Consider the following 21,795-nt stretch of genomic DNA (forward strand, 5'->3'; position numbering starts at 1 on the left):
AGGTCGACCTGTGGAAGAAACGGTGGAGAACCTGTGTTGTAACAGTGGAGAGCGGTGGAAAACTACACGGATGTAACTACTACCCCTTGTGGTCGCCCTCAATGTCGGCACCCATATGTAGTATTGAACTCCCGGCGGGGGGTCTGCCGGAAAAGTCGCCTGATGAGAAGCAGGCCAGAGATTTGAGGGGTCAGAAAAGATGTCGATCACGGTCTACACCAAGCCTTCCTGCGTTCAGTGCAACGCGACGTACCGGGCGCTGGACGCCAAGGGCATCGAGTACGAGATCCATGACCTCTCGGAGGACCCGACGGCCCTGGAGCAGGTCAAGGCGCTCGGCTACATGCAGGCGCCGGTCGTCGTCACCGACGAGGACCACTGGTCGGGCTTCCGTCCCGACAAGATCGCCGAGCTCGCGACCCGCCTGGCCTGATCCCGACCACCTGAGTCCTTCGACAGGCTCAGGAACCCAAGGAGAGAACTATGAGCGCCGCCGTCGCAACCGCCGCGCCGCTCCTGGTCTACTTCTCCAGCGTCTCGGGTAACACCGCGCGCTTCGTAGAGAAGCTCGGGCTCCCCGCTCGACGCATCCCGCTCCACCGGCAGGAGGGCGACCTCGTCATCGACGAGCCGTTCGTGCTGGTCACCCCCACCTACGGCGGGGGCGAGGGGCGCGGCGTCGAACGCGGGGCCGTGCCCAAGCAGGTGATCCGGTTCCTCAACGACGAGGCCAACCGGCGTCACATCCGCGGGGTCATCTCCGCAGGCAACACCAACTTCGGCGATTCCTTCTGTCTCGCCGGCGACATCATCAGCCGCAAGTGTCACGTGCCCCACTTGTACCGGCTCGAAATATTCGGCACACAAGACGATGTTGATCGCGTGAGCGACGGATTGGAACGACGGTGGGAATTGCAGTCGAAGAGCACGCAGAGCGTGACGCAGTGACCGAGATGGTGGCATTCAAGGCGAACCCCTCCTATGAGGGGCTCGACTATCACGCGCTCAACGCGATGCTGAATCTCTATGACGCGAACGGCAAGATCCAGTTCGACGCCGACAAGCGTGCCGCGCGGGAGTACTTCCTGCAGCACGTGAACCAGAACACCGTGTTCTTCCACTCGCTCAAGGAGCGTCTGGACTACCTCGTGGAGAAGGAGTACTACGAGGGCGCGGTCATCGAGAAGTACTCGTTCGACTTCATCCAGAAGCTCAACGACCTGGCCTACTCGAAGAAGTTCCGCTTCGAGACGTTCCTCGGCGCGTTCAAGTACTACACGAGCTACACGCTGAAGACGTTCGACGGCAAGCGCTACCTCGAGCGCTTCGAGGACCGCGTCGTGATGACGGCCCTCGGCCTGGCCGACGGCGATGAGAAGCTCGCGGTGAACCTCGTCGAGGAGATCATCTCCGGTCGGTTCCAGCCGGCCACCCCGACCTTCCTCAACGCCGGCAAGGCGCAGCGCGGCGAGCTCGTCAGCTGCTTCCTGCTGCGCATCGAGGACAACATGGAGTCGATCGCCCGCGGCATCAACTCCGCGCTGCAGCTCTCGAAGCGCGGCGGCGGCGTGGCCCTGCTCCTGTCGAACATCCGCGAGTCGGGTGCGCCGATCAAGCAGATCGAGAACCAGTCGTCGGGCATCATCCCCGTGATGAAGCTCCTCGAAGACAGCTTCAGCTACGCGAACCAGCTGGGTGCGCGTCAGGGCGCGGGCGCGGTGTACCTCAACGCCCACCACCCCGACATCATGCGCTTCCTCGACACCAAGCGTGAGAACGCCGACGAGAAGATCCGCATCAAGACGCTGTCGCTCGGCGTCGTCGTTCCCGACATCACCTTCGAGCTCGCGAAGAACGACGAGGACATGTACCTGTTCTCGCCGTACGACGTCGAGAAGGTCTACGGGGTTCCGTTCGGTGACATCTCCGTCACCGAGAAGTACCGCGAGATGGTCGACGACCCGCGCATCAAGAAGACGAAGATCAACGCGCGTGAGTTCTTCCAGACGGTCGCAGAGATCCAGTTCGAGTCGGGCTACCCGTACGTCATGTTCGAAGACACGGTGAACAAGGCGAACCCGATCAAGGGCCGCATCAACATGTCCAACCTCTGCAGCGAGATCCTGCAGGTGAACACGCCGACGACGTACAACGACGACCTGTCGTACGACAACATCGGCAAGGACATCTCGTGCAACCTCGGCTCGATGAACATCGCGCTGTCGATGGATGCCGACGACCTCGGCCAGACGGTCGAGACGGCCATCCGCGCCCTCACCGCGGTCAGCGACCAGAGCCACATCGGCTCGGTGCGCTCGATCGAGGACGGCAACGACCGCTCGCACGCCATCGGCCTCGGCCAGATGAACCTGCACGGATACCTTGCCCGCGAGCACGTGTACTACGGGTCCGAAGAGGGCATCGACTTCACGAACATCTACTTCTACACGGTGCTGTTCCACGCGCTGCGCGCCTCGAACAACCTCGCGATCGAGCGGGGGGCGACGTTCGACGGCTTCGAGGACTCGACCTACGCGTCGGGTGCGTTCTTCGACAAGTACATCGACCGCGCCTGGGTCCCCGAGACCGACAAGGTCAAGGAGCTCTTCGCCGGCAAGCACATCCCGACGCAGGAGGACTGGACCGCGCTGAAGGCTTCCATCCAGGAGCACGGCATCTACAACCAGAACCTGCAGGCGGTGCCGCCGACCGGCTCGATCTCGTACATCAACAACTCGACGTCGTCGATCCACCCGATCGCGTCGAAGATCGAGATCCGCAAGGAAGGCAAGCTCGGTCGCGTGTACTACCCGGCGGCGTTCATGACGAACGACAACCTGGAGTACTACCAGGACGCGTACGAGATCGGCTATGAGAAGGTCATCGACACGTACGCCGCGGCGACGCAGCACGTCGACCAGGGCCTGTCCCTGACGCTGTTCTTCAAGGACACCGCCACGACACGCGACATCAACAAGGCGCAGATCTACGCATGGCGCAAGGGCATCAAGACGATCTACTACATCCGTCTGCGTCAGATGGCCCTCGAGGGCACCGACATGGCCGAGTGCGTCTCCTGCATGCTCTGACCACTTCGACACGCTCAGCGACCCAGAATCAGGACGACAAGAAAATGACTCCCTCACCGCTCAAGCTGGTCGACCACGTGCAGGCGATCAACTGGAACCGCATCCAGGACGATAAGGACGTCGAGGTGTGGAACCGCCTCGTCAACAACTTCTGGCTGCCCGAGAAGATCCCGCTGTCGAACGACATCCAGTCGTGGAACACGCTGACCTCCGAAGAGCAGCTCCTCACGATGCGGGTCTTCACCGGGCTCACGCTGCTCGACACGGTGCAGGCCACGGTTGGCGCCGTCTCGCTGATCCCCGATGCGATCACCCCGCACGAGGAGGCCGTCTACACGAACATCGCGTTCATGGAATCGGTGCACGCCAAGAGCTACTCCTCGATCTTCTCGACGCTCGCGTCGACGAAGGAGATCGACGAGGCGTTCCGGTGGTCGGTGGAGAACCCGAACCTTCAGCGCAAGGCGCAGATCGTCACCGACTACTACCGCGGCGACGACCCGCTCAAGCGCAAGGTCGCCTCGACCCTGCTCGAGAGCTTCCTGTTCTACTCGGGCTTCTACCTGCCGATGCACTGGTCGAGCCGGGCGAAGCTCACGAACACCGCCGACCTCATCCGCCTCATCATCCGTGACGAGGCTGTGCACGGGTATTACATCGGCTACAAGTTCCAGAAGGGCCTCGAGACTCTCGACCAGGCCCGGAAGGACGAGCTGAAGGACTACACCTTCTCGCTGCTGTACGAGCTGTACGACAACGAGGTGCAGTACACGCAGGACCTCTACGACGGCGTCGGTCTCACCGAAGACGTGAAGAAGTTCCTGCACTACAACGCCAACAAGGCGCTGATGAACCTCGGCTACGAGGCGATGTTCCCGTCTTCGGTCACGAACGTGAACCCGGCGATCCTGTCGGCGCTCTCGCCCAACGCCGACGAGAACCACGACTTCTTCAGCGGGTCGGGCTCGTCGTACGTCATCGGCAAGGCCGAGGCTACGGAAGACGACGACTGGGACTTCTGAGAGTAACTCTCTGAGGCCCCAGCGAAACAGCTGGTCAGAGGCCCGGATCCGCGAAATCTCGCGGGTTCGGGCCTCTTTCGTGCCCTCTTCGAAACGACAGAGGAGGACAGAGATGACCAGGAATACCCGTTCGGTGGGGCACGCGGGTGGCACGAGCACACCTGCCTCATGGAGGCGAGAGGGTTCGGCACCCGAAATTTCGGGTTGCCGAGCGCCCGAGGGCGTGCCACTTCGTGCCACAGGTGACCTACGCGATCCCTCACGATCCCCGGAAACATGCGGATCCTGGGTCTCATGGGCATCGAGTGGCACGGAGTGGCACGACTGTCCAGGCGCGTCCGTTCGAGTCCACGGGAGGGCACGATGAGTGCATCGAAGCGAGAGTCCTGGGGTAGCCTGCGCAAGCTCCCATCTGGCCGCTGGCAAGCGCGCTATCCCGGACCCGACGGAGAGACATACACGGCTCGGACCGAGGGCGACAAAGCGCTGACGTTCCTCACGAAGACGGACGCGCGGACATGGCTTGCCGCCGTGCACACGAAGATTTCGCTCGGCCAGTGGAACCCGCCAGCGGCCGTGGCGGCACAGAATCGCGCCGAAGCCGCTGCTGAGAAAGCGCGGTCGATGGGGTTCGAGGAGTACTCGGAGCGGTGGGTGCAGTTGATCAAGACCGAGCCCAGCCGCAGCGGGAAGAAACGGGCCATCGGCACCGTCCGCTCGTACCAGGGCAAGGTCACTGGCTACCTGGTTCCGGAGTTCGGTGACACTCCTCTGCGGGAGATCGACGCAGATCGCATCCGCGTCATGACCGACCGACTCGACAAGATCCCGGCACCGCTGAATCCGAAGTCAAAATTCAACGGGATCACACGGCCGGTGCTGATAGTACTCATGATGATCTTGCGCCAGGCGGCCCGTGACGGGGTCATCCCTGCGGCACCGAGCGTCTCCATTCCGCGTCAAGAGTCGGTGCGTCACGATTCTGACCACGACGAAGGTGAGGATGTCGTGACGCCCTGGCAGGTCGAGGCGCTCTACGCGGCGGTTCCCGAGCAGTGGGCGATCACGGTGCTGCTCGCCGCCTGGTGCCAGCTGCGTCGCGGGGAGTGCCTGGGACTCCAACGGCGCGACATCGAGTGGCACGATGACGGCAGCGCAACCCTGCACGTGCGTCGTCAGCTGAACGCCTACACCGGCGACTACACCGACACCAAGAGCGATGCAGGCAAACGGTCGCTCAGCGTCCCGAGGCTCATGACCGTTCGGCTCAAGCAACACCTGGATGACAACGTCGCCGCCGAAGCCAAAGCGCCGGTCGTTCCGGCGAACGTCAGGGGGAGTTTGCCGCTCTCGAACACTCGCTGGGGCTACGTCTGGGCCGACGCGCGAGACTGCGTCGACGGCTTGCCGCATCGCTTCCGCTTTCACGACCTGCGGCACACGGGCCTGACGCTCTTTGCTCAGGAAGGTGCGACGCTCGCTGAGCTGATGCGTCGGGGCGGGCACGCGGATATCCGAATCGTGCTCCGATACCAGCACGCCACCATGGACCGCGATCACGAGCTGGCGAATCGAATGAGCGACCGGGTCGCCGAGAACATCGCCCGCGCGCTAAAGGAGGATGAGGAGACTTAGGTGGACAGCCGCGGACACCTGTGAAGTGACACCAGTTCACTCACAGGAAGGTAGCGCCATGACTGTTCGAACTCGCTCCGAGGAGCACGACACAGGGTTGGTCTCCCTGGCGATCGCGGCTGAGAGCTTGGGCCTCTCGGTCAAGACGATCCGACGTCGAATCTCCGACGGCACCGTCCGGGGATACCGGGTCGGACGCCTCATCCGCGTCGACTTGGTCGAGCTGCGGCGGAGTCTCGTCGTAGAGATCCCAACGGCGGGGTGACCGCTAGAACACTCGAGTGTTCGGCAAGACGACATGAGGCGCCCCCTGGCGGATCACATTTCGCTCGGGGGTGCTCGTGTTCTCCCCAAGCATTCGCACGACATCGGGTCCGCAGGTGACGACGCGGGCACGACCGTCTTGAAGGAGATGGTTCGTTCCGGCGCTGGCAGCGCTGGTCACCGGTCCCGGAACGGCGCCAACGAACCGTCCGAGGAGTGAAGCCTCTCTCGCCGTCTGCAATGTGCCCGAGCGGAATCCCGCTTCAACGACGATGGTCGCTCCCGACAGTGCGGCGAGGATGCGTGCACGATCGCGAAACCGCTGCCGTGTGGGAGCGGATGCAGGTGGCGCCTCAGTGAGCACAAGCCCTCGGTGTGCGATGCTCTCGATCAGGTCTGCGTGACCGACGGGGTATGCGCGGTCGAGGCCAGAAGCGAGAACAGCGATTGTGTTGTCTCCGTGCGTGAGTGCCGCGCGGTGTACGGATCCCTCGATTCCGTACGCACCACCGGCGACGAGGATTCTGTCGCTCTCGACGAGGTCTCCGGAGAGTTCGTCGGTGACGTGAACGCCATACCCGGTTGCTGCCCGGGCGCCAGTCACTGTAATGCGCAGGGGGAGCGACCCCGTGAGGAGTTCAGTACGTCCGCGCGTCCAGAGCGCGTACGGTGTTCGCTCCCCAAGATCATTGAGAGCGGTTGGCCATTCGAAGTCCTCGGGAATCAACACCCGATATTCGTCTCCTGCGACCACGCGTGAGGCGACGTGGTCCGGGTGCGCCGCCGATCGCAGCCGATCTCGCCAGACGGCGGCCTCCACCCGATCCAGACCCGGGATCGACGTGTCACGCTCAAGGAGGGTGATCAGCTCGACCGCACCGACTCTCATGAGGAGACCTCCGGTCACGGTGTCGTTGGGAGGGCCGATCAGCGCGAGCACCATTCGGGCGGTCCGCTCGTCCTTGGCGAGGTGCGAGAGCATGGGCATGACAGCCTCCTGCGCGTTGAGATCTCGATAGGAAGGTGAGCAGGATCAGCCCCTTTTGGTTCCTGAAGAGCAGGCGTACCCTGGAAGGCGAAGCAGGTTCACAACTCTGCGGGCCCTTCGGGGTGGCCCTCCACGGGCACTCGACACACACGCTGCTTCCTCGACGGAGAACGACGTGTGACGAGAGGCCCATCATGATTCGTTCGATCTGGACGGTCAGTACCTTCATCCATGCTGTCCTGCAGCGGTGCGCACCTACGAACATCGTTCTTGGCCGCATCCGGCGTCGTCGCGGACTCAAGTGGGGCGTACCCGCGATGCTCCTCGCGGTGCCGTACTTGATCGAGGCCAGCCTGTGTTCCGCAGCGGTCGGCGACGGCGCCTCAGGGTGGCTGAACCTCATCATTCTGCTGTGCCTGTGGAACGCGATGAAGTTCATCGTGGCGGGACCCGTCGCCGTGGTGCTCCTGCTCCGTGCTCGGCATCGCGAGGCTGTCGCGAGGCGCGCGTCCGAGCGGGCGAACGCAGCTGTCGAGCTTGTCGCGGCCTGAACACCCGACCGATCTCAGTCGGGGATCTCGCCGGTGCGTTCGTCGATGGTGTCGAAGAACGCATCCTCTGCGGCCTGGCGCGCTTGGACCTGTTCGGTGACGAACTCGACGAAGTCGGCGTCTCGGTCAGTGATGACATGCTCGACGATGTCGACGGTCCGGTCTTCCCCCGGCCAGACAGTCTGCCGCGTCGGACGGTCCCGATCGAGGCGGGTGCCACTGACCGTGGCCCAATCGCGCAAACGCTGGCGAGCATCCGCGAAGTCGCGATGCCAGCCCAGCGGTGCCGATCCGTCTTGTTCGGCGTCGTAGGCGCAGAGCCAATGCAGGTGCAGCGCTGACAGCTCCCAGACCAGCTCGGGATGGCGGTGCCAAAGCGGCGGAATCACTGCCGCCGAGATGCCGTACTCCAGCCGGAGCCAGTTCACCCAGCGGTTGAGTTCGAGGAGTTCTTGCTCAAGATCGTGCGAGGTGAGCAAGTTCCAGTTGATTGGGTGCGGTGGCTCCGCAACGAGATCGGGCCCAATCGGCTCAGCGTACATACTCTCGGGCCCCTCGTTGAGCGCGTCGTCGTCGTTCATGGTTGCGTTCCCGTTGGACTAGCGACTGAGGGACGGCGAACTGCTCACGGTTGGCTGCGCTCGGGCGTCAAACGCACGACTCTGCTCCTTGTCAGCGCGGTTCCGGTCGGCGCCTCGGGGAGACCGGTCGACGTCGTACCGGGTGCGTGCGGTGTCGTGACCAATGCGTTTCGCGACGAACTCTTCGCTTTCGACTGTCTGGCCTTCGCGCTCGTAGCTCACAGGCCGCTGGTATCCCTCGGCGAGAAAGTTGTCGCCCTTCGCGAACTTTGCGGATGTGCGTTCGGCCGAGCGTCCGAACATGACGAGGTGGTGGTAGCTCGTCTCCAACTGTGTGAAGGTACCGTCCTCTTCGCGACGAAAGTGCTCCTGTCCGAAGCGGAAGTAGAGGCGCGGGTTCCCGCTGGTGGAGTTCGTCAGCTGCGGCTCTGAGGCGACGAAGCCCGAGACGGACTCTTGCGTGTGGATCGACATGATCAACTCCCTATCTGGTCAGGTGGCCGGGTTTGTTCGGCCACTGCATCAGGTAGGTGCGCGTCCCTCCCCGGAGCGGTCTGATTCGTCGTGGGGGCCTCCATGAGTGCTTCCACGGCCGTGCGATCGAGCCGGAGCTTCTCGCCGTCAGCGCGCTTCGGCCATGGACGCAGGTCTGCGATGATCGGTGGAGCCGATCGGAGCAAAATGACACCGGCGCCGAACGGTAGCGTGCGGACGCGGTCCGGCGGCAGGATCGGGACACGGCGGACGGAGCGCTGGTTGGAGCGTGAGCCGTGGTCGCCTAGGGTCACGGAGTCGGTGAACTCGTCCCGCTCGCCGATCAAGGTGGAGAGGTCCTGGAGGTCGCGTGAATTGGATGCGCCGCCGAGGATAATCTTCGAGATGCTGGCGTCCCAGATCGCGGCAGCTTGGTTCTCCGACCACTTGTCTCTCGCTTGAGCGAGCGACTGAAGCACGGGCATCGTAGTGATGCCGGTGCCGCCGCCTTCAGCCATGAGTGTGGGTAGTGACGGCAGGGGAGCGAGGTTCCCGATCTCGTCGAGTGCGAGCAAGAGCGGTGGATCAAGCCGTGCGCCAGGTGATCGCGCAGCCATCCGACGTGCGGTTTCGACGACGTCTTCTACGAACGCAGCGACGAGCGCAGCGCTGTTTCCGGCGCCGGCTCCGGTCGCGAGCAAGTAGAGCGTGCCGCGGCTGAGAATGAACTGCTCAGGCTCGAAGCGTTCGTCGTCGGACGGGCTGACGGCATCCAGCACTCTGGGATCGGCGAGTGCGGCAAGCGCGAGAGATACACCCTGCCAGATGCTGTCACGCGTGCGTGGGTCGGCATCAAGCATGGCCTCCAGCGATTCGGCCCACCCGGTCGCAGCCAGCGGTGAGCCGGTCAGGATCGCGACAGCTTCGGCCGCTGCGGCGGGGTCGAGTGTCCACCGGAACAGCTCCCTCGGGCTTCGATGATCGAGGGCCGCGGCGTGCAGGAGGGCCTGGAGCGCGATACGGGTCTTGCCCTCCCAAAACCCTCCACCCTCAACGCCGCCAGACGAGAGCTCGGTGGCGGCAGCGAGGCCAGTGGCACGGATCATCGCGGTGAGCGGATTCTCACACCCGCGGATAGGTGACCATCTCAGACCTGCGGGGATGCCTGCGGCCAAGTGCTGGGGGTCGAAGACCGCGACAGGACCGATCCGGTGGCGCGCTTTGAGAGTCACGGTGAGGTTGTCGGGTCTGGTTGACGTCGTGACGACCGCTCCGGGCGCATCGAGGATCGCCGGGATCACGATGTGCAGACCCTTGCCAGATCGAGGTGGCCCGATCAGCAGGATAGAGTCCTCAACGCTCGCCCAGATCTGCTTACCATGCGCTCGCCCGAGCAGATAGCCGACATCCTCGGTCCTGGGATGGTCAAGGGACGGGCGCAGCGCGCCAGCACGGCGGAGGAGTGCCTTAGTGGATGCGCTGGACGCGACCTCGTGCACGCTGGCGGTGCCCTGCAGCCGACGCGGGTCAGCGTTGATGTCGTTCGAGTGGCGTCGTAGCATCACCCAGGCCGACCCGAATGCAGCGGCGGTTAGCACGAGCATGAGTGCTGCGACGGCCCAGTAGTGGACCGCATTGAGCCCCGGCGCTTCGAGCGCCGCGGCGGGATCGGTAGGGTCGAATACAACACTGACGCCGCCACTGATCCCGACTCGCGGTTGCTCGATTCCAGCGAGCGCAGCAGCCACGGACCCCGCGCCACGAAGGACCGCGGCGACGCCGAACAACGCGACGAGCCCGATCATCAGTGAGTTGGTGAGTTCGTCTCCGAGGCCCCCGCCTGGCGCATGCGGGGTACTCATGACAAGACGAACTCCGACATGATGACGCCCGAGACCCGGCCGATGAGGAGGACCTCCGACTGATGGTCAACCAGCTGGCTCAGATCGATGACGGCACGAGCGGTCCCATCGGCCGAGGCTTCCGCGCCGGAGATTGAGATAGCAACGGTGATGTCCTCACCGGGGATGAACCCGGATCCTCGGACCTCGAAGAGTTGGTGGGTCGGACGATGTCGCGCTCGCCGCGTTACACCAGGCGCCGGGAAATCGACGTCTGTGTGCTCGCGTCTTGCGGCGTGGATGATGTCGGTGAAGAGGGAACCGTCGTGCTCTCTTACCTCGACGCGGATCGTGCGAGTGCGGTGGTCAGAGAGCGCATCGAGTAGTTCACCGAACTGCGCCCGACTCCACACGGTGCCTGCGTTCGGAGGCGGGAAGTTACGTCCGTCATGGGTGACGCGCATCAGGCCTCTCTCGTCAACGCGGATACTGGCGAGTGGTAGTTCGACGAACGCTTCGGACGGGAATCCTCCTGCGCTGCGTTTGCTCATGCCACGCAGGTGCGCGAGCGGCTCCTCGCGTCGGTCAGCCGGTCATGCGCCCCGTCGTATCGAAGAGCTCAAGCTCGGCTGGATGGAGCTGGTGCTGGCACACGAAGGATCGGTTCTTTATGCGCCACAGCCCCTGGCCGACCCCGAGGCCCGGAAGGAGCTTCTGTTCGGTGCCGGTGAGCCCAAGCGCTCGAGCGGTGGCGCCGAGCTGGTCGGATTCTTGACGGTAGATGATCCTCGTCTCGGCGTTGGCCAGCAAGCTATTCCCCAGTGCGCGCATCGCGGAGCCTTGATCTCCGACGCTCTCCAGGTCTGTCAGTTTGTGGAAGATCAGCATGTTCGCGATCCCGTAGTGGCGTGCAAGTCGCCAGTGCGCGTCCATTCGTCGCAGTAGTGCCGGGTGGGACATGAGGCGCCATGCTTCGTCGTAGATGCACCAGCGCTGACCACCGTTGGGATCGAGCAGCGCGGACTCCATCCACGCTGAGGAGCAGGTCATGAGGACGGAGATCAGCGTCGAGTTCTCCGTCACTCGCGACAAATCGAGCGAGATCATCGGCAGGGTCGGGTCGAAGGCCACGGTCGACGGGCCATCGAACAGCCCTGCGAGGTCTCCAGCCACTAGGCGCCGGAGAGCGTGACCGACGAGGCGCCCGTCCTCGACGAGCCGTCTGTCAGGGTCAGCGAGTGCGGTCGGACTGAGGATGTGTTCGACGACCATCGGAAGGATCGGGATGTCGTTGCTCCGTACGACCTCGGTCAGCGCGGTATCGATCGCGGTGTGTTCCAGCGGCGTGAGTGGGCGGGTGAGCACGGTCTCCGCGAGCGCGCCTATCAAATCCCGGCGACGGGAAGCAACCGTGGACGCCCAGCTCACGTCGCTCATGCCGACTGGCCGGTATCCCTCGTCGAGCGGATTGAGTCGCGCGGCGAGCCCGTGCCCGAGCACGATGGCTCTTCCGCCCACTGCCTCGGCGACAGCCGTGTGTTCGCCCTTCGGATCGCCCGGCACGTAGACGCGGCGCCCGAACGGAAGTGACCTTGTGTAGAGGCTTTTGGCCAGGCTGGACTTGCCAGATCCGACGATGCCCGCGAGCACAACGTTCGGAGCAGTAATGATGCCATGGGCGTACAGCACCCACGGGTCGTAGACGAAGGATCCACCGGAGTACAAATCCTGGCCGACGAAGACTCCGTCGGGTCCGAGCCCATGTTCGGCAAGAAATGGATAGGCACCGGCGAGGGTCCCTGACGTGTCTTGATGCCGGGGCAAGCGGAACTTTCCCGGCGATCGGAGCTGCGCGGGACCAGCCTCACCGGCGGCAGGGAGATATTTGGTGGCCCGCCGTTCGGTCAGTTCGGCGACGTACTTCTCCCGGGCTTCTTGGCGTTCAGCGTGCTGCTGATCAGTCTGCATTTTCGCGGCGGCTTGTCGACGCTTCTTTCGCAGGCGACGTTTCTCAGAAGCCGGAGAGATCAGTACCGAGGTGTGGAGTCGCTCGGCATCATCCCGGTTCACAGTCCCAGACCCCGTTGCTGCTTGAGGGCCGTGATGCTGACAGGTTCGAACCACGAGAACCGTTGCTGACGTGGCGTGGCTGCGCGGGCGTCGAGCCCGGGAGAGTCTTCCGGCAGCAGGTCAATCGACTCGACATGGTGGAGTCGATAAAGAGCGACGTGGTCGAAGCTGTGGCTGTACGCAAGGTGGTAGTCACCGTCGCGCGCCTCGCGCTCGAGCGGACCGCTCGGCGGCACGTCGTAGACGTAACCGTTTTCCATCGCGGCGCTGGTAGTCTCGTCGCCGAAATCCCAGCTCTTCAGATGATTCAATCCCGCGGCGGCACCGCCGGCGTCAATCATGTCGAGCACCTCGTCAGCTTCTTCGCCTTGCAGGAAGACGACACTGACCCACCGCTGCACTGCCGTCTTGTCGGGCGCAGGGACATCGTGCCAGGCGATACGACCTGCCGCGGATACTGCGGCGTTGAGTCGGTCTTCGGCTTGGTCGACAAGAGTCGCGGCTTGATGCAGTTCATCGGCAGCGGCCAGTGCGTCCTTCGATCCGGCCGCGTGGTCGCCGCGGCCATCGAATGCGCGAGAGCGAAGGTTGAAATGGGCGGCTGCGAGCTGATCGAGGATCTGTCGCAGTGAGCGCACGCCGGAAAGGACATCGCCGAGTACGCCGTAGACCTCTTTCGGGTTCTCGCACGCGCGCGTCGCATGCGCGAGCCCGCGCAGCGCCTCGGCTGCTTCACCGGCATCAGCGCCGGGGTCATAGAACGTGGGCACGTGACCTCCCGGGTAGTAAGCGACTCCATGGTGAGGTGCGCCAGCGATCCCGCCATATCGGACGAGGCGAATACCCAACCCGACGACTTGCTGAGGAGTGGGGCGCCTTGGTTCCCTCAATCGCGTGAGGTCACACAACGCGGCAGAGCGGCAGCGCCGCGGCAGTAAAGGCTTGAGCCTGCTGTCCGACGAGGAGCCGCGTTTCGCAGGAAGCCTGAATCGCGGCCTGCTCGATCGCGGCAACCGCGGCGTCTAGGTCGTCCGCGGTGCGCGCTGAGACCGAGATGAGCCCCGTGTAGCGGAGCACGCCGTGTCCGGCGGTGAGATCGGCTTCCTGTTGCAATACGTCCTGGAACTCCGCCGTCTGCGTTGCATCCTCGATCTGGCCGATCCGCTGGCGTTGGGCTGCGTCCGAGATGTACTCGGTCTTCTTCTTCCGGATGTCGCGTGCCGCCTGATCAGAGCGCATCGGCGTGCACAGCAGCGAAAACGACCGTTGGATCCCCGTCGACAGCAGCAGCGGCGCGAGGAGGCCGGGGTAGACCATCGACCGCGGCCATTCCGAGATCCACAACACCGCGTGGAACGCCGAGTCAGTGCGAAGCCTCGACCACGACTCGTTCACCGCCACCGGTCCCGCGGTCGCGAGCGACTGTCCGAGTTCACCGTGACGTTCGAGTGTCGCTGCGACCGCAGGGTCGTACGCAGAGCGCAGGACCACCGCGATGTCTCCGCACGAGAGCCATGAAGACGGCGAGAGGTCGGCGGAGCGCAGCGCGGCCACCAGCGTGGACATCTCTTGGCGAAGCACTGCAGCGGCACCGCGGATGCCGCCACCGGCCGTGCGGATCTGCCGCGACGCCGCGCGTATGTCGAGCGAAAGAGAGAGCGTGGTGGCGTGGCGTTCTCCGGCTGGTCCTGCCCGTTCGATCAGTTCGGCATACGTGGTCGAGGCCCACGATACATCCGCCGTGCCATGCGAGGCCCACCATTCGGCGAGGCCCGTCCCGGAGTCGGGCAGGGTGCGCTCCAGCACCTGGAGCATCGAGATTCGACCGGACCGGCACACGGTCGCGAGCACACGTCCCCAAGAACTGACTCGACGTTCCTGCTCACCAGGGTCGAGGAGCACGAAAGCAGGATGCGAGACCGAAACGATCGCCGTGAGCGTTGCGGCGGTCGGGTCATGCACCATTCCGGCACCGGTGGCGGGATCATCGTACTCACGCAATCGCGACAAGTCGCCAGGGAGCGCGAGCGATCCGGCAGGGCGCGGCTTCACGACGCGTCGACGATAGAACAGCTGCCCGCCCGTGGTCTTCCACAACCACCAGAAGACGACGGGGATCCACTCGACGATCGCGCGCCCGGCGATACGGATCCATGCCACCGAGGCAGCGGCGGCCCAGACCGGAGCGGAGAAGGCGATGAGGGTGCCGCCTCCTGCGTAGAACGCCCACACGAGCGTGCCGATGCCGATTCCGAGGGCGATCAGCTGTGAAAGCGACAGGCCCAAGAGGACACCCCGTCGCGTCAATCGAGAGAACTTCACCGGGACGAGGTCTCCGGCTCGTCGGTCGTCGAGATCATTCGGCATGATTCGTCATTCCTTCGCGGGAGGCTGCGGTCGCGGCCGACTGGGCGGAGCGGGATCTGCGCGCGGGGCCGACGGCTGCGGTGTGGAAGGCGACACAGGGGTCGCGGATGCTGCGGGTGCCGGAGTCCCCGGGTCTCCCGCGCTCGCCGCAACTGTCTCGGCGGTGCTACCGATGCCCTGGCCGATCTTCGGTCCAGCAGTAGCAGCGCCCTTGACGACTTCTGCGCCAATGACCAGAGCTGCAGCGGGCCCGGCCGCCGCAGCCGCACCAGCTCCGGCACCTGGTCCAGCTCCGGCTCCAGCGCCCGCACCGGCCGCAGTGCCGCTGGGGGTGGCGCCAGCCGACGCCGTCGTGCTCGGTGCAGTGTTCGCGGGGGAGTGGTGCTCGGACCGCCGCCGGACCCGCCGTCGAGAACCTTCTTTACGCCATCGCCCTGCGGCTTCCACGGCACCGGGACGGGCCGGTTGATGGCGTTCTTGGCTTCCTGTTCGCTCCCCATCGCGTGGTAGAGGTCAAAGCCAAGGAACGAGACGAACCGGTAGACCATGTATGGCGCGAAGGCAGCGATGAACAGCAGAACGATGCCTGAGATCGGCTCGGTGACGGAAGCGAGGTCTGCCTCGATGGGGGTCGAGATCTGCGTGATCGCGATGAGGAATACGACGACGAGTACGAGCTTCGAGATGATGAGCGCGACGACGAACGCCGTCCACTTCCCAAGCCATCCGCGGGTGACATCCCACGCGGCGCCCGCGAACGCGATGGGCGCGAGCACGATGGCCACCAACAGCAGGGCTTTGCGAATCAGGAGTGAGAACCACACGATGGCGACCGCGCAGATCATGAGTCCTGCGAGGAAGATCGTGATGATCGCGCCGACGCCGGGAGCCGCGATGTTGATGGTGGTGAGGCCTGCGGTCAGGAGCGCGATCTCGTCGCCCATGGTCGCGGTCGTTTCCCCTGCGGCGTGGACGATGCCGACGCAAAGTTGGTCGACGATCTCCAGCGCGGTCGCGGTGAGCGTGACGACAACGAAGGAACCGAGTACTGCTTTGGCAGCTCCGAGCGCGGCGCGGGAAAGCGCAGCGGGTTCGCGCCGGATGAGTCCCAGGACCAGCTGGAAGCAGAAGAACAGCAAGACGATGAAGACGCTGATGCCGAAGAGCAGGTTGTAGACGTCGAGGTAACCGGAGGATTGGACGTCGACGAGAGTGGTGCTGTCGAAGACGGTCCACATGGCTTCGATGAGCCATCCGGCGGCTTGTCCCATTGTGGCGGCGAGCCAATCGAACGGGGCAGACACCAGCGAAGCCGCGCCTTCTCCGACGGCATCGCACACGGTGGAAATGACGGGGATATCGCAGACACTCATCGCGGGGCTCCCAACGGGTTGCGACCGAGTGGCCTCAGACCTGCTGTCCGACGTTCCAGAAGAAGTTGATCAACGTCACGGACGCGCCACAGATGACCGCAGCACCACAGGAGATGAGCACGCCGGCCTTGCCTCGTGAGGTAAGGTGCGGGTTCGACGAGTTTGACCCGAATCCCCAGACGATCGCGGCCACGATCAGCGCGAGCACGGACAGGACGAGCCCGACCGTCATGACCGCGCCGACGATCATGCGTAGTTGCGCGATCCCGGGGAGACCGGAGTCGTTGGGAGTGATGTCGATGTCCATCGACAGGGCGGTGGCGACGGTAGCGATGAGTTCGAACACGGTGGCTCCTTGGCATGAACACCGCCACGGGCGGTAGGCGAAAGATGGGCGAGAGCCAGGTGCGCACCGCCTCACCACCAGTCGCATGCCGAGTCGCACACGGGGCGATGTGGTCAGAGCTGTTCGCCGACTCTGATGAGCCAGTTCACCCAGGACACGCCCGCGCCGGCGAGTATCGCTGCACCGACCGCGACGAAGACCCCGGCGCGCGCTTTCGCCCCAAGCGCGGGGTTGCCGGTGGAAGTAGCGATCGCCCAGGCGATCGCGGAGATGATGATCATGAGCACGGCGACGATCAGGATGATCGTGAGTGCAGCACCGATGGCGACGTTGAGGTCATCGATGCCGCCGAGACCACCAAAGTCGGGGAATACGTTCATCACTGACCCCCTCCCATCGCCGAGCACCCGGCACCTGCGGTGGGCTCTGGGAGATCTGCGGCGCCGTGGTCGTTGAGCCACTTTGCGGCGTCGACAGCTTCGGCGTTCGTGCCACCTGGACGGACTTCGAAGTGCAAGTGGGCGCCAGTCGAGCGCCCGGAGGAGCCGACATCGCCGATGTGTTGACCGGCAATGACCTGCTCGCCGACGATGGCGTGGATGCCGTTCTGCCACATGTGCGCGTAAGCAGTCGCGACGGTGGCGCCGTCGATGCGGTGCTCGATCACGATGAGCCCGCCGTACCCGCCGGAGAACTCGGCGACTGTGACGACTCCGTCCGCGGCCGCGAGGATCGGCGTTCCATCTGGCGCAGCGAGGTCGGTGCCGGAGTGGAAGGCGCTCTCTCCGGTAAACGGGTCGACTCGCGGGCCGAAGTTGCCTGTGTGTACCCAGGTGCCCTCCGGCAATGGAAACACCACATGGGCCGACTCTGCAGCGCTCGCGGTCGGCGCAGGAGTGCTCCCGGCAAGTTGCGAGGTGCCCCTAGTGAGAGTGGTGAGGATCTTTTCGGCGACCGGCTCGTAATTGTTGTACCGGTCGGGGAATCCGGAAACTTCGACCGCTTGCGCGGCTTCGCCCTTGCTCAAGTTCTGCCAGTCGGGGATATCGAGCAGGCCACGCGGCGAGGGATAGTTCGGTCCCGTCGGTCCGCCGAAGAACGCCGCAGCCTGATACTCCGGATCCATCAACTCGGCGACCGATCCCCATCCGGATTGCGGGCGCATTTGGAACAGACCGAGCGAGTCGTGATCGGATCCGTTTCCATCGTGCGGATAGTCGCCGGACTCTGGGTAGGTGCTCGTGTTTGCGAGCTGCCGCAGCGTTGATTCGGTGAGCGCGGCCATGAGCGCGATCTGGACGCCATCGCGGGTGACGCCATCGATCCGCGACCCAACAGAGATGATCGTGGCCGCGTGAGTGAGTTGCTGCCGATTGAGTGTGAAAGTCTCTCCATTCGCCGTCGTCACCACAAGCGAATCCGGAATGGGGCCGACGGTGAGACCAGTCGAGGCGAGACACGCAATGACGGCGGGGTTGGCAACCAGACCGACCGCGACCAGTCCGAGCGTCGGCGCGAGGAACACGAGCCCGATGAGTGCGATCGCGAGCTTCTTCCGCATGAGTCGGCCGTCCTATCGGAGCGGATTGTTCAGCTCGGACAGCCGCAGAACGTAGCAACTGTCACCGGGCGGGCAAGCGATGAACACCGTGAACGCCACCTCTTGCTGAGCAGCGATCGGATCGCCGTTCCACGTGCCAGCGCGGTGACGGATGCCCTCGATCGTGTACGCCGTCGCGCCTTTGGGGAGTTGTCCGGGCCGTACCTGCGAGAGTGCCTCTGACCAGGCATCCGGCACGTACATCGACGTGATCTCCAGACGTTGCGTCGTCGCGTACTGACGCAGCTGCACCCATGCGTTCTGCGTCGGCAGGTAGGTGGCCATGTCGGCCGCGAGCCCCGGCTGCTCGGCACCGGTGGGATCGGCGACGTCGAGGATGACGTCGGTGTAGTCGAGCGGAACGAAACCGATTGCGGTGTCCCACATGAACAACGCTGTCGCGACGCTGCCTGCGAACGTCTCTGCATCTCGAGTGGGCAGAATCTTCGAAAGTCGCGGTGCCGTCGTGGCAGGTCGACGAGACTGCTCGGTGGTCTGCACGGCGCTCGACGAGGTCTGATCCGGCGAATCATCCGGCTCCGTTGCTCCGGTGATGAGTCCGTAGGTGCCGACAGCGACGACGAGGACGGCCATCACCGCGACGGCGATCAGGGCGACCAGGATGCGGCGTGAACGGGGAGCTATCAGGTGCTTCATGCCGGGCAGGTGCGCAGCCCTGACCCCTGCTCAGACCGCGCGAAGGCTCCGCGCTGTCGTCTCGGTGTCTGAGTTGGCGTCGTTTCGAAATGCTCGGAGATGCTCGGCGACGTCGACCGTGGCATCAACGACGTGGAGGAAAAGGTCGACCTCGGCGTCGCTGAGCTGATGAGCCAGGTCGTCGACGGTGAAGTGCCGCCACCAGCCGTCGAGCTCCGTCCACGTCACGACGAACGCGCGCACGGGCCACGGGTCATCGCCGCCCGTACGGACAGCGGGGCTTGGCGACGGGCGTCGCTTGCGCATGCGCCTGCCCTTGATGCGAGCCAGGGCTTCCTCGGCGAGTTTCGTCAGGTTCTCCTCACTCGCGCCGGGTTGCGCCGCAGCGACGAGTTGGCGTGCCCGCTCGTAGCTCGGGTGCACGGCTGACCCGGATCCGAGGAGCTCCAGCTCGGCTGCGACGCCCGCGCGCACGGACTCGGGCTGGGTCTCATCGTCGACGAGGTGCTGGAGGTAGTTGATCTTCTCGAGCGTGGTGTGGGAGGGGCCGTCTGAGATCATCGCAGCGGCCTGCTCGCGTGCGTCGCCCACAGCCTCTGACGGTGCCGCAAAATTTGCGGCACCGTCATCTCCGGGCTGGTTCTCCCTGCTGAAGCGCGACGCTTCCTGGCGGCGAGCGGCATCTTCTGCCATCAGCGTCTTGATCTCTCGGTAGAGAGCGGCGTTCTCCAGTTGAGTGAGCGGCTTGTGGAGCACATTGTCGTCTTGCTCGGCAAGCAGGTACCCAAGGTCTCCCGAGATGCCCGAACGCACCCACACTTTGACGTGCAGCCACCCGAGTTGCTTGATCGCAGCCAGTCGCCGTGCACCGCAGACGAGGATCCCTTCTGGCGTGACGGTTATCGGTTGCAGCAGGCCATCCCGATCGATCGATGCGGCAAGCGAAGCGAGGTCGCCGAGATCCGTGCGGTGGCGACGCCCAACGTGAATGGAGTCGACCGCCCGTTCCAGCTCGATGTGCCCGTTGTCAGCGCTCATCGCCTGCCCCCGTGCGTGGGCGTGGACATCGCGATCGTCATCACCAGGTCGTCGTCAGCGAGCAATACGGGAAGCGTGTCGCCGACGAGCAGACGGAGCAGGATGCCGCGCCCGGTGCTGGTCGATCGGTATGCGGGGTGTGGGTGCCCGAGCAATGCGTGCAGCAGCGCTGCCCAGGAGTCAGCAGGCAGATCGAGCAGCGCTCGGGCATGCTTGTCGCGGCGTAGCAGTTCGCACGCGCTCTGCCGAGATCCGGCGCGCGCGACCGCAGCGCAGACGTACTCGATCGCGGCACGGGACGTACTCTCCGGCCATCCCAACGTCGTGAACACGACGATCGACAGTTCGACCGCACGTTTGGCGGTGTCGACGTCATCAGGTGCATCGGAGGCGTCGTCTTGGGCACACGGATAGTCGTCTTGGACGTGGAATGCCGGATGGTAGTCGGCGAGCGGGGTCTCACGGTCGGCGAACCGTTCGGGATCATGGAAAGCGGAGACGTGCGGGCGGCGAGCCTGGTGCGTTGCGCATAACAACCCTTGCCCGCGCTCCTCGGCGATGCAGGTGATTTGAACGCCGCGAGTGACGACGGCCCACGGATCGTCTGCTTCCCTTGCGGAGCGGGTTCGCATGACATCGAATGCTGCCGACGCCGCCTCCCAGGGGTCGAGGCCGTGCTTACGTGCCAAGGCGCCGTACTTCTCTGCCGAGAATACGGCGAGATCAGCGGCAACGCGGTCGTGCGCCCAGGCACGAGCACCCGCGTGATGCAGGCGATTGAGCAAGGCGCGAAGCCCTTCGCTCGTTCTGTAGTCCTCGCGCGATTGCGACGGGAAACTGTGATGGGTCATGACGAAGACACCTCCTGACATGCAGGTGCGCGCCCGCTCCCAGCGGGGGTCCTGGATGCCGGTGAGGTTCCCATCAGGTTGTCTCAAGTGTGTGGTTCAGGCGGCGCCGACCGCGCCGCGCTCTGTCCCGCGTCGAGAGGAGCCGTGTCCGAAGGCGGAGGCGGGAGGGAGTCGTCGGGCTCGCTCTGCGATGCCGCGGATGCTGGTCGTCGCGGCATCGCGAGTGCGTCGATGAAGCTCGGCTTGGAAGCTGATTCCTGCTCCGGCCACGCGGGAACCGCTGCGCACCATCAGATCCGTTGGGCGCACCCAATCGACGCCACGGCCGAGGTGCGACGCCGGATCCACCACCGCCCACCGACGGCGACTGCGCACGCTTGTCGTTTCGACGGCCTTCGGGGCGGAAGCGACGCCGTCGTCGTCTCGATCAACGTTGCGCGGCGTTTCATTCTCGATCTCGCTCATGACGGTGCCCCCTCGGATGTGGCGGATGCGGCGTCCATCCATTCCTGCTCAATAGGTGCGCTGGCGAACCACCGGCCCACCGTCGAAGGGTGAACGTCAAGCTCACGGGCGATCCGCTTGTTCGACCATCCCTCCGCCCGAAATGCCGTTGCGCGCTCCTGCGGCGAGACCGACGTCACCGACTCGCTCGGACCTACGGTTTCTGGCGCGCGGATCAGGAGCACCGTCAGATGAGTGATCGCAAGCAAGACCACCGGTGGCACGGCTGCGACGGCCGCGGCGAGGAAGCCGGGCACGTCTGAATCGGCGGCGACGACGGCATGAAGCGAGTTCGCGGTCACGGATACTGCCGCAGCGCCCGCGAGGAGCGTCCATGGATACCAGGCGGCTCGTGCATCGGGGAGGGCGACGACGGCGACAGTCGAGACGACGATGACCCCGTCGACGATGAGCGGCCATGCCCACGCCTGCCCGTCGCCGATTCCTGATCGCGCGGCTAGGTCCGCAAGCGAGGTGAATGACAGCCAGAACGCTCCGGCGGCGATGAATACCGTGCCCGCGACGGCTGTCATGACGGCCACCC

Annotated in this window: 22 protein-coding genes and 2 pseudogenes; 7 read left to right on the plus strand and 17 right to left on the minus strand. The window is 64.6% G+C overall.

Features of this window, described 5'->3' with window-relative positions:
* The first annotated feature begins 199 nt into the window (after positions 1–199).
* The 6 genes from nrdH (at position 200) to ABS642_RS21060 (ending at position 6,011) form a co-directional block, all read left to right on the plus strand.
* Positions 200–433, plus strand: a complete 234-nt coding sequence (gene nrdH, locus ABS642_RS21035; RefSeq protein ID WP_046012882.1) for a glutaredoxin-like protein NrdH — start codon at positions 200–202, stop codon at positions 431–433.
* Positions 434–483: 50 nt separating this feature from the next.
* Positions 484–948 (plus strand): class Ib ribonucleoside-diphosphate reductase assembly flavoprotein NrdI, encoded by a 465-nt coding sequence (gene nrdI, locus ABS642_RS21040; RefSeq protein WP_282216489.1) that lies wholly within the window; start codon positions 484–486, stop codon positions 946–948.
* Between the two features lie 5 nt (positions 949–953).
* Positions 954–3,089 (plus strand): class 1b ribonucleoside-diphosphate reductase subunit alpha, encoded by a 2,136-nt coding sequence (gene nrdE / locus ABS642_RS21045; RefSeq protein ID WP_350353476.1) that lies wholly within the window; start codon positions 954–956, stop codon positions 3,087–3,089.
* Between the two features lie 44 nt (positions 3,090–3,133).
* A complete protein-coding gene (gene nrdF / locus ABS642_RS21050; RefSeq protein ID WP_282216490.1) occupies positions 3,134–4,111 on the plus strand; it encodes a class 1b ribonucleoside-diphosphate reductase subunit beta in 978 nt (325 codons plus the stop codon).
* A gap of 363 nt (positions 4,112–4,474) precedes the next feature.
* Positions 4,475–5,746 (plus strand): tyrosine-type recombinase/integrase, encoded by a 1,272-nt coding sequence (locus ABS642_RS21055; RefSeq protein ID WP_350351619.1) that lies wholly within the window; start codon positions 4,475–4,477, stop codon positions 5,744–5,746.
* Positions 5,747–5,804: 58 nt separating this feature from the next.
* Positions 5,805–6,011 (plus strand): helix-turn-helix domain-containing protein, encoded by a 207-nt coding sequence (locus ABS642_RS21060; protein WP_350351620.1) that lies wholly within the window; start codon positions 5,805–5,807, stop codon positions 6,009–6,011.
* 3 nt (positions 6,012–6,014) lie between these two features.
* Here ABS642_RS21060 and ABS642_RS21065 read toward each other — a convergent pair whose 3' ends face one another.
* Positions 6,015–6,998, minus strand: a complete 984-nt coding sequence (locus ABS642_RS21065; RefSeq protein WP_350351621.1) for a DNA-processing protein DprA — start codon at positions 6,996–6,998, stop codon at positions 6,015–6,017.
* Positions 6,999–7,192: 194 nt separating this feature from the next.
* Here ABS642_RS21065 and ABS642_RS21070 point away from each other — a divergent pair, with 194 nt between their 5' ends.
* Positions 7,193–7,549, plus strand: a complete 357-nt coding sequence (locus ABS642_RS21070) for a sulfate permease (RefSeq protein ID WP_350351622.1) — start codon at positions 7,193–7,195, stop codon at positions 7,547–7,549.
* A 14-nt stretch (positions 7,550–7,563) separates the two neighbouring features.
* On the opposite strand, the gene ABS642_RS21075 is transcribed toward ABS642_RS21070, so the two are convergent.
* The 16 genes and pseudogenes from ABS642_RS21075 to ABS642_RS21150 all read right to left on the minus strand — a co-directional run bounded on the left by ABS642_RS21075 (position 7,564) and on the right by ABS642_RS21150 (position 21,784).
* Entirely contained in the window at positions 7,564–8,091 is a 528-nt protein-coding gene (locus ABS642_RS21075; protein ID WP_350353477.1) for a hypothetical protein, read from the minus strand.
* Positions 8,092–8,148: 57 nt separating this feature from the next.
* The gene (locus ABS642_RS21080; RefSeq protein WP_350351623.1) at positions 8,149–8,604 is read right to left on the minus strand and encodes a single-stranded DNA-binding protein; all 456 of its coding nucleotides are present in this window, start codon (positions 8,602–8,604) and stop codon (positions 8,149–8,151) included.
* A 2-nt stretch (positions 8,605–8,606) separates the two neighbouring features.
* Complete coding sequence (locus ABS642_RS21085) at positions 8,607–10,466, minus strand: TraM recognition domain-containing protein (protein ID WP_350351624.1); 1,860 nt, start codon at positions 10,464–10,466, stop codon at positions 8,607–8,609.
* Positions 10,463–10,996: a hypothetical protein gene (locus ABS642_RS21090; RefSeq protein WP_350351625.1), complete on the minus strand. Its 534-nt coding sequence runs from the start codon at positions 10,994–10,996 to the stop codon at positions 10,463–10,465. The genes ABS642_RS21085 and ABS642_RS21090 overlap by 4 nt, the downstream gene beginning before the upstream one ends.
* 34 nt (positions 10,997–11,030) lie before the next feature.
* On the minus strand, positions 11,031–12,515 hold the full coding sequence (locus ABS642_RS21095; protein WP_350351626.1) for an ATP-binding protein: 1,485 nt from the start codon (positions 12,513–12,515) through the stop codon (positions 11,031–11,033).
* Positions 12,512–13,285 carry a hypothetical protein gene (locus tag ABS642_RS21100; protein ID WP_350351627.1) on the minus strand — a complete coding sequence of 258 codons (774 nt, stop codon included), beginning with the start codon at positions 13,283–13,285 and terminating at the stop codon, positions 12,512–12,514. Before ABS642_RS21100 ends, ABS642_RS21095 begins: the two co-directional genes overlap by 4 nt.
* A 130-nt stretch (positions 13,286–13,415) precedes the next feature.
* Entirely contained in the window at positions 13,416–14,882 is a 1,467-nt protein-coding gene (locus ABS642_RS21105) for an SCO6880 family protein (protein ID WP_350351628.1), read from the minus strand.
* A 6-nt stretch (positions 14,883–14,888) separates the two neighbouring features.
* Positions 14,889–16,255, minus strand: a pseudogene (locus ABS642_RS21110) (conjugal transfer protein TrbL).
* Positions 16,256–16,289: 34 nt separating this feature from the next.
* A complete protein-coding gene (locus ABS642_RS21115; RefSeq protein ID WP_350351629.1) occupies positions 16,290–16,601 on the minus strand; it encodes a DUF6112 family protein in 312 nt (103 codons plus the stop codon).
* 113 nt (positions 16,602–16,714) lie between these two features.
* Positions 16,715–16,981 (minus strand): DUF6112 family protein, encoded by a 267-nt coding sequence (locus ABS642_RS21120; RefSeq protein WP_350351630.1) that lies wholly within the window; start codon positions 16,979–16,981, stop codon positions 16,715–16,717.
* A gap of 29 nt (positions 16,982–17,010) precedes the next feature.
* Positions 17,011–18,162 (minus strand): annotated as a pseudogene (locus ABS642_RS21125) (M23 family metallopeptidase); the annotation flags it as partial.
* 12 nt (positions 18,163–18,174) lie between these two features.
* A complete protein-coding gene (locus tag ABS642_RS21130) occupies positions 18,175–18,795 on the minus strand; it encodes a hypothetical protein (RefSeq protein WP_350351631.1) in 621 nt (206 codons plus the stop codon).
* A 93-nt stretch (positions 18,796–18,888) separates the two neighbouring features.
* Entirely contained in the window at positions 18,889–19,896 is a 1,008-nt protein-coding gene (locus ABS642_RS21135; protein ID WP_350351632.1) for a ParB N-terminal domain-containing protein, read from the minus strand.
* Complete coding sequence (locus ABS642_RS21140) at positions 19,893–20,747, minus strand: hypothetical protein (RefSeq protein ID WP_350351633.1); 855 nt, start codon at positions 20,745–20,747, stop codon at positions 19,893–19,895. The genes ABS642_RS21135 and ABS642_RS21140 overlap by 4 nt, the downstream gene beginning before the upstream one ends.
* 96 nt (positions 20,748–20,843) lie before the next feature.
* Complete coding sequence (locus tag ABS642_RS21145) at positions 20,844–21,212, minus strand: hypothetical protein (protein WP_350351634.1); 369 nt, start codon at positions 21,210–21,212, stop codon at positions 20,844–20,846.
* Positions 21,209–21,784, minus strand: coding sequence for a helix-turn-helix domain-containing protein (locus ABS642_RS21150; protein ID WP_350351635.1), 576 nt, complete (start codon positions 21,782–21,784; stop codon positions 21,209–21,211). The genes ABS642_RS21145 and ABS642_RS21150 overlap by 4 nt, the downstream gene beginning before the upstream one ends.
* Between the last annotated feature and the right edge of the window lie 11 nt (positions 21,785–21,795).

The sequence above is a fragment of the Microbacterium sp. A8/3-1 genome, from assembly GCF_040267695.1.
Lineage (GTDB): Bacteria > Actinomycetota > Actinomycetes > Actinomycetales > Microbacteriaceae > Microbacterium > Microbacterium luteolum.

Coding starts and splice junctions, on each gene's coding strand:
- ABS642_RS21140 (WP_350351633.1), bottom strand. CDS start 20,747: ATGACCCATCACAGTTTCCCGTCGCAATCGCGCGAGGACTACAGAACG.
- nrdF (WP_282216490.1), top strand. CDS start 3,134: ATGACTCCCTCACCGCTCAAGCTGGTCGACCACGTGCAGGCGATCAAC.
- ABS642_RS21150 (WP_350351635.1), bottom strand. CDS start 21,784: ATGACAGCCGTCGCGGGCACGGTATTCATCGCCGCCGGAGCGTTCTGG.
- nrdI (WP_282216489.1), top strand. CDS start 484: ATGAGCGCCGCCGTCGCAACCGCCGCGCCGCTCCTGGTCTACTTCTCC.
- ABS642_RS21145 (WP_350351634.1), bottom strand. CDS start 21,212: ATGAGCGAGATCGAGAATGAAACGCCGCGCAACGTTGATCGAGACGAC.
- ABS642_RS21135 (WP_350351632.1), bottom strand. CDS start 19,896: ATGAGCGCTGACAACGGGCACATCGAGCTGGAACGGGCGGTCGACTCC.
- ABS642_RS21085 (WP_350351624.1), bottom strand. CDS start 10,466: ATGAGTACCCCGCATGCGCCAGGCGGGGGCCTCGGAGACGAACTCACC.
- ABS642_RS21060 (WP_350351620.1), top strand. CDS start 5,805: ATGACTGTTCGAACTCGCTCCGAGGAGCACGACACAGGGTTGGTCTCC.
- ABS642_RS21065 (WP_350351621.1), bottom strand. CDS start 6,998: ATGCCCATGCTCTCGCACCTCGCCAAGGACGAGCGGACCGCCCGAATG.
- ABS642_RS21130 (WP_350351631.1), bottom strand. CDS start 18,795: ATGGCCGTCCTCGTCGTCGCTGTCGGCACCTACGGACTCATCACCGGA.
- nrdE (WP_350353476.1), top strand. CDS start 954: ATGGTGGCATTCAAGGCGAACCCCTCCTATGAGGGGCTCGACTATCAC.
- ABS642_RS21090 (WP_350351625.1), bottom strand. CDS start 10,996: ATGAGCAAACGCAGCGCAGGAGGATTCCCGTCCGAAGCGTTCGTCGAA.
- ABS642_RS21120 (WP_350351630.1), bottom strand. CDS start 16,981: ATGAACGTATTCCCCGACTTTGGTGGTCTCGGCGGCATCGATGACCTC.
- ABS642_RS21105 (WP_350351628.1), bottom strand. CDS start 14,882: ATGCCGAATGATCTCGACGACCGACGAGCCGGAGACCTCGTCCCGGTG.
- ABS642_RS21055 (WP_350351619.1), top strand. CDS start 4,475: ATGAGTGCATCGAAGCGAGAGTCCTGGGGTAGCCTGCGCAAGCTCCCA.
- ABS642_RS21075 (WP_350353477.1), bottom strand. CDS start 8,091: ATGTACGCTGAGCCGATTGGGCCCGATCTCGTTGCGGAGCCACCGCAC.
- ABS642_RS21070 (WP_350351622.1), top strand. CDS start 7,193: ATGATTCGTTCGATCTGGACGGTCAGTACCTTCATCCATGCTGTCCTG.
- ABS642_RS21080 (WP_350351623.1), bottom strand. CDS start 8,604: ATGTCGATCCACACGCAAGAGTCCGTCTCGGGCTTCGTCGCCTCAGAG.
- nrdH (WP_046012882.1), top strand. CDS start 200: ATGTCGATCACGGTCTACACCAAGCCTTCCTGCGTTCAGTGCAACGCG.